Consider the following 15,078-nt stretch of genomic DNA (forward strand, 5'->3'; position numbering starts at 1 on the left):
TCAAAGATATCGAAAAAGTGGTGGGCCCAGTAGGACTCGAACCTACGACCTACGGATTATGAGTCCGGCGCTCTAACCAACTGAGCTATAGGCCCCTAAAGACAAAAAGAATTATAGGTTATAACTTATTCTTAGTCAATATCAAAAAGCAAATTTATTTATATATTTTTGATGATGATCCTACAATTAGCGGATCGGGCTCTATTGCAGTATCTGGACATTTATTATCATATGGAAGTTTATTTAGGATGTACCTTATGGCATTTAGCCTAGCTCTTTTTTTATCGTCTGATTTTATTATAACCCAAGGTGAATATGGTTTATCTGTATAAATAAACATTCTTTCTTTTGCCTCAGTATATTCATCCCACTTATTCAAAGAAGCTTTATCTATAGGGCTTAGTTTCCATTGTTTGAGTGGATCATTTTCTCTTGCTAAAAACCTTCTTCTTTGTTCTTCTTTACTGACTGAAAACCAAAATTTTATAATTATTGTTCCGCTATCATATAGCATTTTCTCTAGTAAAGGCACTTGCTCTAAGAAAGAGAAATATTCTTTTTCAGTACAAAAACCCATTACTCTTTCAACTCCTGCTCTATTGTACCAAGAACGGTCAAATAAAATAATTTCTCCACCAGAAGGTAAATGTTCTATATACCTTTGAAAGTACCATTGACTTCTTTCTATCTCAGTAGGTTTCTCTAGTGCAACTACATGAGCACCCCTTGGATTGAGATGTTCCATCATTCTTTTTATAGTTCCACCTTTTCCTGCAGCATCACGACCTTCAAAGATTATTAGCAGTCTTCTATTGTTTTCCTTTATCCATTTTTGTAGCTTCAGTAACTCAATTTGTAGATGATATTTTTGCTTATCATATATTTTTCTAGGAATTTTATGTTTATAGGGATAGATATTTTCAACAAAAAGTTTCTGCCTTTCTTGACTGTTCAGAATTTCCATATTTTAAAAAATTATTTATTCTAAGAATAAAACTATGATTTTATATTAGCATAAATATTAATTTGTGTGATGTTATTTTATTGGTTTTATATTAAGTTTAAAGCTGAATATAATATAGAAAATAATAAAAGTAATTATTATAAAAAGAAATTCGTCAGGAGTTTTTTCTGGAAAAAGATAAACAGCAATTACAGTGATTGAGCTGGCAATAATAGAGTAAGTTAATGTTATAAACTTAACTACTTTACTCTTACTAATATTATCTAATCTTGATAAGTATATGTATTTTATAGGGATAAAAGAAAAAATAGATAATATTAAGATTATTGCTTGATTTATCACTTGATTTGTTTGAAAACATAGCATCAACATAACTATTATATTCCAATAACTAGGGAATCCAACAAAAAAATTATCGTCAGTTTTAGCATTTGGCTGGCAAAATTGATAAGCTGATGAAATAGTTATTAAGATTATGCTTGGTATTAACCAGTTCTCTGAAACAATCCCTGATACATAAATCCATATGCAGGGAACTATAGAGTAAGTTGTGAAGTCTATTATATTATCTAATAAAGCGCCATCAAAAGGTGCAAGCTTTTTTATATCTACGGTTCTAGCTAGTGTTCCATCTACAGCATCTATAATTATAGCTATGATAACGCAATATAAAGATAGTTTGAGATAGTAAGAATAATTAATTGAATTATCTAATATATTAGCTTGAGCAGCTTGAATGGAGTAAATAATTGCTAATACACCTAAAACAGCTCCTAAAGCTGTGAATAAATGTATTGACCAGGCGTATATTTTTTTTAATATCATATATAAAAAGTTATTTGAACATTTTTTAATCAGATGATTTTATCAGAAATAATCAATAGTTTCTATCAATGACTATTTTTATTAATTTCTCTAAATTTAAACAATTAAAGCCTAATTCTTTTAGCATGGATGTATATTTATTTATACTTTCTAATTCTTTTATTAGCGCTTCTCTGGCACCATTAAGTCCAAGTATCGAAACATAAGTTGATTTTTGTGAAGAAGCATCTTTATTTGCTGTTTTTCCTAATGTTTTAGAATTTTCGGTTACATCAAGGATATCGTCTTTTATTTGGAAACATAATCCTATAGAGATAGCTAATGAACTAAGAATTATTTCAATATCTGCATCATTCTTTTTTGAGCTTAATAAAAATGGTAATATAAAACTTGCACAAAACATTTTTGCTGTTTTATTTGTATGTATGGTATTTAGTTCATTTAGAGCAAGTGGTTTATCTTCTCCTTCTATATCTAGTTGTTGGCCAGATACCATTCCTTGAATTCCAGAGCAATTAGCTAAATACTTATTTATTTTTTTAAAATTTTTAATGTCGCTTGTTTCTAAATTCTGTAGAATTTCAAAGGCTAGTGTTTGTAAAGCATCTCCTGCTAATATGGCTGTAGCTTCTCCAAACTTAATATGTGAAGTTGGTTTACCTCTCCGTAAAGAATCATTATCCATAGCTGGTAGATCATCGTGTATCAGAGAATAAGCATGTATAGACTCTATAGCAAAAGCAAGCTTGTGACATTCAAAATAATTAATTTTAAACATCTCTCCTATTGTATATACAAATTGAGCCCTGATTCTTTTACCACCATTTAATAAAGAGTATTTAACTGCTTCAATTAATTTATTGGAGGGGGACTGTATGCTATTTAGGTATGAATCTGAGAATTGTTCAAAGTCTTTTATTATTGATGTTTGAGAAATATTAGCCATTATAAAAACTTTTGTATTTCTTTAAATTGTTTATCTACTACATTATTATTTTGCTTAAATGCTTTGTAAGCAGCAGTAGAGTTTTTTTCTAAAAGATCTCTATCGTTTAATAAACTAGTGATTATTTTAAACAGTTCTTGATCTGTATTTATAATATTTAGAGCATGAAATTTTTTAAAAGATTCAGCAATAGCGCGAAAGTTGAATAGGCTTGGTCCTGTTACTATTGCTTTAGATAAAGCTGCAGGCTCTAAAAAGTTATGTCCACCATTGTTGACTAGGCTTCCTCCTACAAAAGCCACATCTGCAAGAAAGTATAAATTTAAAAGCTCGCCCATTGTATCACCAAGATAAACCTGTGTTTCATTTGATATGTATGATTTTGACTTGGTTCTTCTTTGTTGGGTTAGGCTGTAATTATTTATCATTCCTGATACTTCATTAAATCTTTCTTTATGTCTAGGAACTAAGATTAATAGGCAGGTTGGTATTATGTTTAAAATAAGTTCATGAGCTTTTAAGATAATCTCTTCTTCTCCTCTATGAGTGCTAGCTGCTATCCAAGTGGGTCTATTATTAATGCTTTCTTTTATCTCTTTAGTTTCTTTCTCTATATTGGCTGGTATCTTTAAGCTATATTTTAGGTTACCTGTTACAGTTATATTATTTTTATTGACTCCTAATGTTGCAAACCTTTTTGCGTCTTTATGAGTTTGAGCGCTGATATGAGATATCCTATTAAAAAGATTGTCGCTTGCGAAAGGAATTTTCATATATCTTCTAAATGATCTGTAAGATAGTCTTGCATTTGATATAATCACAGGAATTTCTTCCTTGAAGCATTTATTTAATATACTTGGCCATATTTCTGTTTCTATAATTATAAATATTTTAGGATTTACTCTAGCCATGAATTGAGCTACAAAACTTTTAGTGTCATATGGAATATATGTGTGGTACACATTTTTATAATCTTTGTATAGTTCTTTTACTATATCGCTACCAGTAGGTGTTGTTGTAGTAATAACAAAGTGTCTACTAGGATTTTTTTCTAAAAGCTTTTTAACTAGGGGCTCAGCAGATAAGGATTCGCCAACTGACACGGAGTGTATCCAGATAGAGTTTTTTAATCTTAATTTTGTGTTACCAAATCTTTCTGACCATCTCTTTCGATAAAGTTTATTTTTTAAACTTCTTTTTAGTTTTTTTATATAAACTATAGGAATATAAGCAGTAAATAGCCCAGAGTATATATAAATAAATATGTTGTAAAATATTTTTGAAAGTTTACTCAAGATCTAACTACCTTTTTTACAGTTCTAAAAATAACTTATAGCTTCGAGACATTTTAGCATATAAAGATTTATTTTTTATAGTTGTTTAATCATTTTTTCTAAAGCTTTAGCTCTATGACTTATTTTGTTTTTGAATTCTTGAGATATTTGAGCTAAGGTTTTATTTTCTTCAGGGATTTGAAAGATGGGGTCATATCCAAATCCATTTTCTCCTTGTTCATCGAAGGCTATGATGCCTTCTAATTTTCCGACTGATATTAGTGGAGTAGGATCTAGATAGTTTTTTACATATGCTATGGCACATATGAACTCCGCTTTTCTGTTATTGTCTTGTTTAAGTTCGGAAAGAAGTTTTTGGATATTTGCTTTATCATCTCCGTGTATACCAGAGTATCTGGCAGAATAAATTCCGGGATTTCCATTTAGAACTTCTACGCATAGCCCAGAATCGTCTGCCATAGCAGGTAAATTGGTATATTTTGAACAGTGCCTAGCTTTTATTATTGCATTTTCAATAAAACTAAGACCAGTTTCATCTGCATCAGGTACATTGAATTTGGTTTGAGGGACTATAGAAATATTGATTCTGTTAAAAATTTCTGAAAACTCTCTAATTTTCCCTTTATTGCTTGAGGCTAAAACTATTTCTCTCATAAGCTTTTAAGTAAAAGATAACTTTGGGTTTTAAGTAGTATAAAAGTTACTTAATACTTTAGCAATAAGCTAGTATGGATGTTAAAATTTATTCATGTGTAATAAAACAGAAATGTAAATAATCATGGATTTTAAAGTTTGTTTTGTGGGTGGCGGGAATATGGCAGGAAGTATGATTTCTGGGCTTGTTGAAGATGGGTTTTATCCTAGTAATATAACTGTTTTTGATAGAAACCTAGATAAACTTAAAAAACTTGCAGAAGTATATGGTGTAAGTTTTAGTCAGAACTTAAAAGAAATGGTAAGTAATAATCATGTAGTTGTTTTAGCAGTTAAGCCACAACAAATGGAAGATGTTGTTTCACAAATTAAAGAAGTTGTTAGAGAAAATAGTAATTTTATTATTACTGTAGCAGCAGGCATTAGTTCGTCAGTTTATAAATCTTTGTTTGGTTTTGATGTATCTCTCGCTAGGGTTATGCCAAATACTCCAGCTAGTATTAGGTGTGGAGCTAGTGGAATATTTTTAAATCCAAATGTTTCTGATAGAGAGAAAGAGATAGTTGAGTATATGATGAGAACTATGGGTGTAATCATTATTGTCGATGAAGAGTATAAAATAGATGTGGTTACTGCATGCGCGGGATCAGCCCCTGCTTATTTTTTATTATTTATGGAGTGTGTTATTGATGAAGCTAGAAGAATGGGGCTCTCATCTGAACAGGCAAAACTTTTGGTAACACAAACAGCTTTAGGGGCTGCTAAAATGGCTATGCGAAGTGATGATGACATAGAAGTTTTGAGAAATAAAATTACTTCAAAGGGTGGCACAACAGCAGAATCATTAAAGATTTTTGATGATGGCGGTATCAAGGATCTTGTTGCAAAAGCAATGCAGGCAAATATTAGAAGATCCAAAGAATTAACGGAAATATTTTCTTCTAAGTTGAGTAATTAAATATAGGGCAATCCTAAAGTTAATCTCTTGACACATTAGATTATTTATATATAATTGTGTTTCACATGGTGAAGGAGAGGTGGCCGAGAGGCTGAAGGCGCTCCCCTGCTAAGGGAGTATAGGCTTTAAACCCTATCACGGGTTCGAATCCCGTCCTCTCCGCCATTTTCGATTTCAAAAGTCGGGTGCTTAGCTCAGCTGGGAGAGCATCGCCCTTACAAGGCGAGGGTCGGGGGTTCGAACCCCTCAGCACCCACCATTTATTTCTATCTTTGGTGAGTTATCTATTTTAAATAACTATTATTTTGGGTTAATATTTCATAAAATCAGTTATGGGAAAATTCTATGCCTTTGTATCCTCAGATTGAACCTTATAATAGTCAGTTTTTAAAAGTTTCAGATATTCACACAATTTATTTTGAGGAGTGTGGTAATCCAAATGGAAAACCTGCTTTGTTTATACATGGTGGTCCAGGTGGTGGCATTCAGCCTAGCTATAGGCAATATTTTAATCCAAAAAAGTATCGTATCATTTTGGTTGATCAGAGAGGGTGTGGTAAAAGCACTCCTTTTGCTGAATTAAAAGAAAATACAACTCAGCACTTGATTGAAGATTTTGAAATGATTCGTAAAAAGCTAAAAATTGATAAATGGATGATTTTTGGTGGCTCTTGGGGAAGTACTTTAGGATTAGCTTATGCTCAGACTTATCCAGAATTTGTTACGGAACTCGTTCTTAGAGGGATATTCTTAGGGCGTAAAAAAGAAATCAATTGGCTATATCAGCACGGCGCAAGTGAGGTTTTTCCAGATATGTGGGAAAAGTATATAAAACCAATACCAGTAGAGCAAAGAAAAGATTTTATATCTGCCTATCACAGCATATTAACAGGCGGTGATGAAAAATTGAAGCAGGAAGCTGCTATAGCTTGGAGTGTTTGGGAAGCATCAACTAGTAAGTTGTTTATAGATAGAAAATCGATAGACAGATATGGAGAAAATAAGTTTAGCTTAGCTTTTGCGCGAATTGAGTGTCATTTCTTTAAAAATGGGTTATTTATTGAAGAAGCTCAGCTACTTAAATATGCTTATAAGATTAAGAATGTCCCTGGCGTAATTGTACAAGGGCGTTATGATATGGTTTGTCCAGCAGCAAGTGCTTGGGATTTGCACAAAGCATGGCCAACAGCAAAATTAGAAATTATACCAGATGCGGGTCATTCTATTAGTGAGCTAGGAATTGTTGAAGCTTTAGTAAAAGCTACTGATAGTTTTTCTAAGAGTTAATTTTTTTACTCTGATAATAAAATACAAAAAAAACCTAAAAAAACTAAAAAAAGGTATTGCAAAAGGTTAATTGAGGGCGTATTATATGTTTTCACCGGCTGACGGATGATGTTAGTTGGGAGGTCCTGAGGGGCTAGATATTTAAGAGATATATTATATACAAACACTCTTTAATAAATTTGAGTAAATATCAGTAGTTAGAGTCAGAATAGATTAAAACTGAAGAGTTTGATCCTGGCTCAGATTGAACGCTGGTGGCATGCTTAACACATGCAAGTCGAACGGTAACAGGACTAGCTTGCTAGTTGCTGACGAGTGGCGGACGGGTGAGTAACGCGTAGGAATCTACCTATGGGAGGGGGATACCAACTGGAAACGGTTGTTAATACCGCATAATACCTAAGGGTTAAAGGTGGCTTTCGGGCTGCCGCTCATGGATGAGCCTGCGTTGGATTAGCTAGTTGGCGGGGTAAGGGCCCACCAAGGCTACGATCCATAGCTGATTTGAGAGGATGATCAGCCACATTGGGACTGAGACACGGCCCAAACTCCTACGGGAGGCAGCAGTGGGGAATATTGGACAATGGGGGAAACCCTGATCCAGCAATGCCATGTGTGTGAAGAAGGCTCTAGGGTTGTAAAGCACTTTAGTTGGGGAGGAAGGTCAATATGTTAATAGCATTTTGAATTGACGTTACCCAAAGAATAAGCACCGGCTAACTCCGTGCCAGCAGCCGCGGTAATACGGGGGGTGCAAGCGTTAATCGGAATTACTGGGCGTAAAGGGTCTGTAGGTGGTATGTTAAGTCAGATGTGAAAGCCCAGGGCTCAACCTTGGAACTGCATTTGATACTGGCAAACTAGAGTACGGTAGAGGAATGGGGAATTTCTGGTGTAGCGGTGAAATGCGTAGAGATCAGAAGGAACACCAATGGCGAAGGCAACATTCTGGACCGATACTGACACTGAGGGACGAAAGCGTGGGGATCAAACAGGATTAGATACCCTGGTAGTCCACGCTGTAAACGATGAGTACTAGCTGTTGGGTTCGGTGTAAAGGGCCTAGTGGCGCAGCTAACGCGTTAAGTACTCCGCCTGGGGACTACGGCCGCAAGGCTAAAACTCAAAGGAATTGACGGGGACCCGCACAAGCGGTGGAGCATGTGGTTTAATTCGATGCAACGCGAAGAACCTTACCTGGTCTTGACATCCTGCGAACTTTCTAGAGATAGATTGGTGCCTTCGGGAACGCAGTGACAGGTGCTGCACGGCTGTCGTCAGCTCGTGTTGTGAAATGTTGGGTTAAGTCCCGCAACGAGCGCAACCCCTATTGATAGTTACCATCATTAAGTTGGGTACTCTATTGAGACTGCCGCTGACAAGGCGGAGGAAGGTGGGGACGACGTCAAGTCATCATGGCCCTTACGACCAGGGCTACACACGTGCTACAATGGGTATTACAGAGGGCTGCGAAGGGGCGACCTGGAGCGAAACTCACAAAGGTACTCTTAGTCCGGATTGCAGTCTGCAACTCGACTGCATGAAGTCGGAATCGCTAGTAATCGCGAATCAGAATGTCGCGGTGAATACGTTCCCGGGTCTTGTACACACCGCCCGTCACACCATGGGAGTGGGTTGCACCAGAAGTAGTTAGGCTAACCGCAAGGAGGCCGATTACCACGGTGTGATTCATGACTGGGGTGAAGTCGTAACAAGGTAGCCGTAGGGGAACCTGCGGCTGGATCACCTCCTTAAAGGAAATACGAAAATAAAAAATTATCTAATTACTGATTTTAAGTTTGTTTTTGAGTGTTTGTAGCTAATATATTTTAGTGTAAATAAGATACGGGTCTGTAGCTCAGTTGGTTAGAGCGCACCCCTGATAAGGGTGAGGTCGGTAGTTCAAGTCTACTCAGACCCACCATTTTTTTGGGGCCATAGCTCAGCTGGGAGAGCACCTGCTTTGCACGCAGGGGGTCAGCGGTTCGATCCCGCTTGGCTCCACCAATATTTTATTTATGCGAATAGAGATATTTAACAATTTAGTATAGAGATAGACTTAAGAGAATAAGTGCAAGCGGTGGATGCCTTGGCATTCAGAGGCGATGAAGGACGTGGTAGTCTGCGAAAAGCTGCGGGTAGTTGACAAACAAACATTGATCCGCAGATGTCCGAATGGGGGAACCCAGCTAGAGTAGTCTAGTTACCTGCTCGATATAGAGTTAGGAGCGAACGAGGGGAACTGAAACATCTAAGTACCCTTAGGAAGAGAAATCAATTGAGATTCCCATAGTAGTGGCGAGCGAAGTGGGAAGAGCCTGGTATGATTTAGCATGATATATAGTAGAACAAGTTGGGAAGCTTGACGATAGAGGGTGATAGTCCCGTATACGAAATACATCATGTGGAACTAAGCATACGAACAAGTAGGACGGGGCACGTGGAACCTTGTCTGAACATGGGGGGACCATCCTCCAAGGCTAAATACTACTGAATGACCGATAGTGAACTAGTACCGTGAGGGAAAGGTGAAAAGAACCCTTATAAAGGGAGTGAAATAGAATCTGAAACCGCTTGCATACAAGCAGTAGGAGCATGATTTAGTCATGTGACTGCGTACCTTTTGTATAATGGGTCAGCGAGTTACTTTTAGTGGCGAGGATAACTGAATAAGGGATCCGTAGCGAAAGCGAGTCTTAATAGGGCGATAAGTCGCTAGGAGTAGACCCGAAACCGGCGCGATCTATCCATGTCCAGGTTGAAGGTTGGGTAATACCAACTGGAGGACCGAACCCAATACTGTTGCAAAAGTATGGGATGAGGTGTGGATAGGAGTGAAAGGCTAATCAAGCACGGAGATAGCTGGTTCTCCCCGAAAACTATTTAGGTAGTGCCTTGTGTATAACTCATTGGGGTAAAGCACTGTTTCGACTAGGGGGCTTTTACGAGCTTACCGACTCGATGCAAACTCAGAATACGATGAAGTTCGAGCACAGGAGACACACTGCGGGTGCTAAGGTCCGTAGTGGAGAGGGAAACAGCCCAGACCGCCAACTAAGGTCCCCAAGTCATAGCTAAGTGGGAAACGAAGTGGGAAGGCCCAGACAGCCAGGAGGTTGGCTTAGAAGCAGCCACCCTTTAAAGAAAGCGTAATAGCTCACTGGTCGAGTCGGCCTGCACGTAAGATTTAACGGGGCTAAGCTATGCACCGAAGTTGCGGAATATATATAGTATATTGGTAGGGGAGCGTTCTGTAAGCCGATGAAGGTGTGTTGAGAAGCATGCTGGAGGTATCAGAAGTGCGAATGCTGACATGAGTAACGTAAAATAAGTGAGATTCTTATTGGCCGAAAACCCAAGGATTCCTACGCAATGTTAATCAACGTAGGGTAAGCCGGCCCCTAAGGCGTAGCTGAAGAGTGAAGTCGATGGGAAACAGGTTAATATTCCTGTGCCGCTTATATAAACGAAGGAGGGACGGAGAAGGCTAGGTAGGCCCGGCGAATGGTTGTCCGGGTGAAAGTATGTAGGTAGAGTTATTAGGTAAATCCGGTAATTTGTTAATCTGAGATACGAGACGAAGTCAAATTTATTTGACAAAGCTATTGATGCCAAGCTTCCAGGAAAAGCTTCTAAGTATATTGTATAAGTGACCGTACTGTAAACCGACACTGGTGGGTAGGTAGAGAATACTAAGGCTATGAGATAACTCTGGTGAAGGAACTAGGCAAAATGACACCGTAACTTTGGAAGAAGGTGTGCCCTTGATGGTGAAGTACTTGCTACGTAAGCTGTTGAGGGTTGCAGATACCAGGTGGCTGCGACTGTTTATCAAAAACACAGCACTCTGCGAACTCGAAAGAGGAAGTATAGGGTGTGACGCCTGCCCGGTGCTGGAAGGTTAATTGAAGGGGTTAGCGCAAGCGAAGCTCTGGATCGAAGCCCCAGTAAACGGCGGCCGTAACTATAACGGTCCTAAGGTAGCGAAATTCCTTGTCGGGTAAGTTCCGACCTGCACGAATGGCGTAACGATGGCCACACTGTCTCCACCAGAGACTCAGTGAAATTGAAATCGCTGTGAAGATGCAGCGTACCCGCGGTTAGACGGAAAGACCCCGTGAACCTTTACTATAGCTTTGCACTGGACTTTGAATATTTATGTGTAGGATAGGTGGGAGACTTTGAAGCATGGTCGCTAGATCATGTGGAGTCGACCTTGAAATACCACCCTTGAATGTTTGAAGTTCTAACTCAGCCGGAAGGCGAGGACAGTGTATGGTGGGTAGTTTGACTGGGGCGGTCTCCTCCTAAAGAGTAACGGAGGAGTACGAAGGTGCACTCGGCACGGTCGGAAATCGTGCCAAGAGTATAAAGGCAAAAGTGCGCTTGACTGCGAGAGTGACGGCTCGAGCAGGTACGAAAGTAGGTCTTAGTGATCCGGTGGTCCCGTATGGAAGGGCCATCGCTCAACGGATAAAAGGTACTCCGGGGATAACAGGCTGATTCCTCCCAAGAGTTCATATCGACGGGGGAGTTTGGCACCTCGATGTCGGCTCATCACATCCTGGGGCTGAAGCAGGTCCCAAGGGTATGGCTGTTCGCCATTTAAAGTGGTACGCGAGCTGGGTTCAGAACGTCGTGAGACAGTTCGGTCCCTATCTGCCGTGGGCGTTAGAGATTTGAGAAGAGTTGCTCCTAGTACGAGAGGACCGGAGTGAACGAACCACTGGTGTTCCGGTTGTTTCGCCAGAAGCATTGCCGGGTAGCTACGTTCGGAAGGGATAACCGCTGAAAGCATCTAAGCGGGAAGCCTCCTTCAAGATTAGATCTCTCTAGCTTTGAGCTAGTAAGGAACGTTGGAGACTACGACGTTGATAGGCTGGATGTGGAAGCGCAGTAATGCGTGTAGCTTACCAGTACTAATGATCCGAGAGACTTAAGTCTATTTCTATGCTAAATTGTTAAATATTTTTATAAAAGATATATAACCCAAAACACAGTTTTGGCGATGATAGCTTGTAGGAACCACCTGATCCCATTCCGAACTCAGAAGTGAAACTATAACACGCCGATGATAGTCTAGCATTCGCTAGGTGAAAGTAGGTAGTCGCCATCTTTTTCCATTTAAAGCCCCTCTAAGTAATCCTTAGCGGGGCTTTCTTCGTTCTAAAAGACTCTTAAATTATTGTTTGTGTTTGCTTTTTCTATAAATAAATTTGTTTCTTTGGATATAAGCGTATAATTTAAATATTGAGATAATTAATGAGAATATAAAAATGAATATCTTATTAACTAAAGTTGTTAAAAAATTTAATGTTAAGGAAGGTTTTGAAGTTATAAATCCAGTTAATAAAGATAAATTAGCAACTATAGCTAACAATACCAATATAGAAATAAAAGAATCAATAAGAAAAGCTAAAAATACACAGAAGGAATGGAATCGATTTTTACAAAAAGAGAAATCAAAAATTCTAAGAAAATGGTATGAGCTTTTGATTCAAAATATCGATGATTTAGCTCAAATTATTACTCTTGAAAGTGGTAAACCTTTGCTAGAAGCAAGAGCAGAGGTTAATTATAGTGCAGGTTTTATTGAATGGTATGCAGAAAAAGCTAAACGTATAGATGGTAAATTAATTAGTAGCCCTTTTCCAAATACAGAAATAAAAGTTACTTATGAACCTGTTGGTGTTGTAGCAGCGATAGCTCCATGGAACTTTCCATTGGCTATGATTACTAGAAAGATAGCTCCTGCATTTGCAGCAGGGTGCGCGGTGGTTGTTAAACCTTCTGAACTTACTCCTTTATCAGCGTTAGCTGCTAAAATACTTGCTGAAGAAGCAGGTATTCCTAAAAATTTATTTCAAGTAGTTTGTGGTGATTCTAAAGAAATAGGTAAAGAAATGACATCTAATATTGATGTGAGAAAGATTACTTTTACAGGATCAACTCGTATAGGAAAGCTTTTAATGTCTCAATCTTCTCAAAATGTTAAAAAAATTTCATTAGAACTTGGTGGAAATGCACCTTTTATAGTTTTTGATACAGCTGACATTGATGTTGCTGTTAAAGCTTTATTAGTTTCTAAATTTAGAAACGCTGGGCAAGTATGTATTGCCCCTAATAGAATATTTGTTCAAGAAAATATAAAACCTAAATTTATAAAGATCCTTATTAGTGAAGTGTCTAAGTTAAAGGTTGGTAATGGTCTAGAAGAGGGTGTTATAGTTGGTCCATTAATAAGTGATCAGGCAATTACCAAGGTTAAGACTCATATAAAAAATGCTGTAGATAATGGAGCTAAAGTAATTTTAGGTGGAAAGAGTCATGAGTTAGGTGGTACTTTCTTTGAGCCTACGGTTATTGATGGAATGACTGATAATATGCAAACAAGTTGTGAAGAGGTTTTTGGACCTGTAGTAAACATTTATACATTCAAAACTGAAGAAGAAGCAATTACTCGAGCAAATAATACTCCTTATGGGTTAGCAAGTTATTTTTTCAGTAATGATGTTAAACAAATAGAAAGAGTTAGAAATGCTATAGAAGCAGGAATGATTGGAATTAATTTTGGTGTGCTTTCAACTGAGTCAGCGCCTTTTGGAGGGGTTAAAGAGTCAGGCTTAGGTAGAGAGGGTTCTGATGATGGTATTTATGAATTTTTAGAGCCTAAATATAGTATGCAAAGCTTTAATTAATATTCTCTTAAATGTTATATAGTCTTTTTAATTGTTTAGATATTATGAGAATAATTAATCCTATTATTATAGCTGTAATTGTTAAGTTAAAGAATAAATGATAATAAGCTTTAGCTTGAATTATTGAAGAAGTATCTTTGATATCACCGACATCTGTGAAAGTAGCAATATAGCTAGCAAAATAATTACTAAGAGAGGATTTAATTCCCCATACTCCAAATAGTAAAGCAACTATATCAGCGGGAGCTACTTTGCTTATGGCTGCTAACCCTGTTGGGCTGCAACATAGCTCTCCCATAGTAATAAGCATATATCCTAAAACTATCCAAAGAAGAGATGGAGAAAATCCTTTAATAGCCAAATTTGCACTAATAGCAAAAGCACCCATTGCCAATCCAGTTATTATTAGCCCAGCTCCCATTTTTCTAAAAATACTAATATTCCACTTTCCCCATATAATAGCGAAGAAAGGAGCTAAAATTATAATAAATAAGCTATTGAAAACATGTGTGTTGGCAGCAGATATAGAAAAGCCGAAAATATTTAAATTAACAAATCTTTCTGTAAATAGTAAAACACTAGTTGCTGTTTGCTCAAAAAGTATCCAAAAAAACATAACGATAATTGAAACTTTTAATACAGCTAGAATAGGAATAGTATATTCCTTGCCACCTTTTATGGTTTTGTAAATTAAATAAATAAAAACAATGATAGTCATTATATATAAAACATTTGCAGTATTTTTTGCATGAAATATTAAGTATTGAAATATACAAACAGCTATTAATGCAGAAATAATAGTTATTATATGAGTTTTTTTAGATACTAGGATATGATCTTTTGGGATTATTTTTTTAATTTCTCCGATAAATAGAACTAATAATCCTAGTCCCATTCCAAAAGCAGCTGTTGCAAAACCAGCATGCCAACTAAAGTATTTTGCAATAAGTGGTACAGCTATTAGAGCTAAGCCACTACCTAGATTTACAGCCATATAAAATAATGTGTATCCACTATCTCTTAAATGGTCATTTGAGTTATTATAATTTCGGCCTATATTCGTAGCCATAGAAGATTTAAAAAAACCTGTTCCAACGACAACAAAGGCAAGCCCCCAGAAAAATGATTGCTGAGTTGATAGTAAAATATGACCAATCATGATAAATATACATCCATATTTTACGCTAGTAGTATGTCCTAGGAAGGTATCAGAGATATAGCCACCAATTAAGGGAGTCATATATACAAAAGCAACATAGCTTCCATAGGTTAAGTATGCTTGAGTATCACTCATACCCCAAAATTCACTAGTGAGATAAAGGATTAATAAGGCGCGCATGCCGTAATAACTAAATCTTTCCCAGATTTCCACCCCACAAAGAATCCAAAGGCCTTTTGGCTGCTGACTTAAAGTTTTAATCATACTTTATCTAAAATAGGACTAACTAATT

Annotated in this window: 9 protein-coding genes, 5 tRNA genes and 3 rRNA genes; 10 read left to right on the forward strand and 7 right to left on the reverse strand. The window is 37.1% G+C overall.

Annotation, left to right across the window (positions count from 1 at the left end; translation table 11 throughout):
* Nucleotides 1–18 precede the first annotated feature (18 nt).
* The 6 genes from KX01_RS03890 to rdgB all read right to left on the reverse strand — a co-directional run bounded on the left by KX01_RS03890 (nt 19) and on the right by rdgB (nt 4,684).
* Nucleotides 19–95, reverse strand: a tRNA-Ile gene (locus tag KX01_RS03890).
* 59 nt (nt 96–154) lie between these two features.
* Nucleotides 155–964 carry a polyphosphate kinase 2 gene (gene ppk2 / locus KX01_RS03895; protein ID WP_071663746.1) on the reverse strand — a complete coding sequence of 270 codons (810 nt, stop codon included), beginning with the start codon at nt 962–964 and terminating at the stop codon, nt 155–157.
* Between the two features lie 72 nt (nt 965–1,036).
* Nucleotides 1,037–1,789 (reverse strand): CDP-alcohol phosphatidyltransferase family protein, encoded by a 753-nt coding sequence (locus KX01_RS03900; RefSeq protein ID WP_071663747.1) that lies wholly within the window; start codon nt 1,787–1,789, stop codon nt 1,037–1,039.
* A gap of 52 nt (nt 1,790–1,841) precedes the next feature.
* Nucleotides 1,842–2,726, reverse strand: coding sequence for a polyprenyl synthetase family protein (locus tag KX01_RS03905; RefSeq protein WP_071664744.1), 885 nt, complete (start codon nt 2,724–2,726; stop codon nt 1,842–1,844).
* Between the two features lie 8 nt (nt 2,727–2,734).
* Complete coding sequence (waaA, locus tag KX01_RS03910) at nt 2,735–4,030, reverse strand: lipid IV(A) 3-deoxy-D-manno-octulosonic acid transferase (protein ID WP_071663748.1); 1,296 nt, start codon at nt 4,028–4,030, stop codon at nt 2,735–2,737.
* Nucleotides 4,031–4,105: 75 nt separating this feature from the next.
* Nucleotides 4,106–4,684 (reverse strand): RdgB/HAM1 family non-canonical purine NTP pyrophosphatase, encoded by a 579-nt coding sequence (gene rdgB, locus KX01_RS03915; RefSeq protein WP_071663749.1) that lies wholly within the window; start codon nt 4,682–4,684, stop codon nt 4,106–4,108.
* Between the two features lie 124 nt (nt 4,685–4,808).
* Here rdgB and proC point away from each other — a divergent pair, with 124 nt between their 5' ends.
* From proC to KX01_RS03965, 10 genes are all read left to right on the forward strand, one after another.
* Nucleotides 4,809–5,642 carry a pyrroline-5-carboxylate reductase gene (gene proC, locus KX01_RS03920; protein WP_071663750.1) on the forward strand — a complete coding sequence of 278 codons (834 nt, stop codon included), beginning with the start codon at nt 4,809–4,811 and terminating at the stop codon, nt 5,640–5,642.
* A 73-nt stretch (nt 5,643–5,715) separates the two neighbouring features.
* A tRNA-Ser gene (locus KX01_RS03925) sits at nt 5,716–5,807 on the forward strand.
* 18 nt (nt 5,808–5,825) lie between these two features.
* A tRNA-Val gene (locus tag KX01_RS03930) sits at nt 5,826–5,901 on the forward strand.
* A gap of 86 nt (nt 5,902–5,987) precedes the next feature.
* Nucleotides 5,988–6,929, forward strand: a complete 942-nt coding sequence (pip, locus tag KX01_RS03935) for a prolyl aminopeptidase (RefSeq protein WP_071663751.1) — start codon at nt 5,988–5,990, stop codon at nt 6,927–6,929.
* Between the two features lie 216 nt (nt 6,930–7,145).
* Nucleotides 7,146–8,683, forward strand: a 16S ribosomal RNA gene (locus KX01_RS03940).
* A gap of 93 nt (nt 8,684–8,776) precedes the next feature.
* Nucleotides 8,777–8,853, forward strand: a tRNA-Ile gene (locus KX01_RS03945).
* Nucleotides 8,854–8,860: 7 nt separating this feature from the next.
* Nucleotides 8,861–8,936, forward strand: a tRNA-Ala gene (locus KX01_RS03950).
* A gap of 50 nt (nt 8,937–8,986) precedes the next feature.
* A 23S ribosomal RNA gene (locus tag KX01_RS03955) occupies nt 8,987–11,873 on the forward strand.
* Nucleotides 11,874–11,930: 57 nt separating this feature from the next.
* Nucleotides 11,931–12,045, forward strand: a 5S ribosomal RNA gene (gene rrf, locus KX01_RS03960).
* The 16S, 23S and 5S rRNA genes sit together here with 2 tRNA genes alongside, the layout of an rRNA operon.
* Nucleotides 12,046–12,205: 160 nt before the next feature.
* On the forward strand, nt 12,206–13,627 hold the full coding sequence (locus KX01_RS03965) for an NAD-dependent succinate-semialdehyde dehydrogenase (RefSeq protein WP_071663752.1): 1,422 nt from the start codon (nt 12,206–12,208) through the stop codon (nt 13,625–13,627).
* A 7-nt stretch (nt 13,628–13,634) separates the two neighbouring features.
* On the opposite strand, the gene KX01_RS03970 is transcribed toward KX01_RS03965, so the two are convergent.
* Entirely contained in the window at nt 13,635–15,050 is a 1,416-nt protein-coding gene (locus KX01_RS03970; RefSeq protein WP_071663753.1) for a peptide MFS transporter, read from the reverse strand.
* Nucleotides 15,051–15,078 lie beyond the last annotated feature (28 nt).

The sequence above is a fragment of the Francisella frigiditurris genome (assembly GCF_001880225.1).
Classification (GTDB): domain Bacteria; phylum Pseudomonadota; class Gammaproteobacteria; order Francisellales; family Francisellaceae; genus Francisella; species Francisella frigiditurris.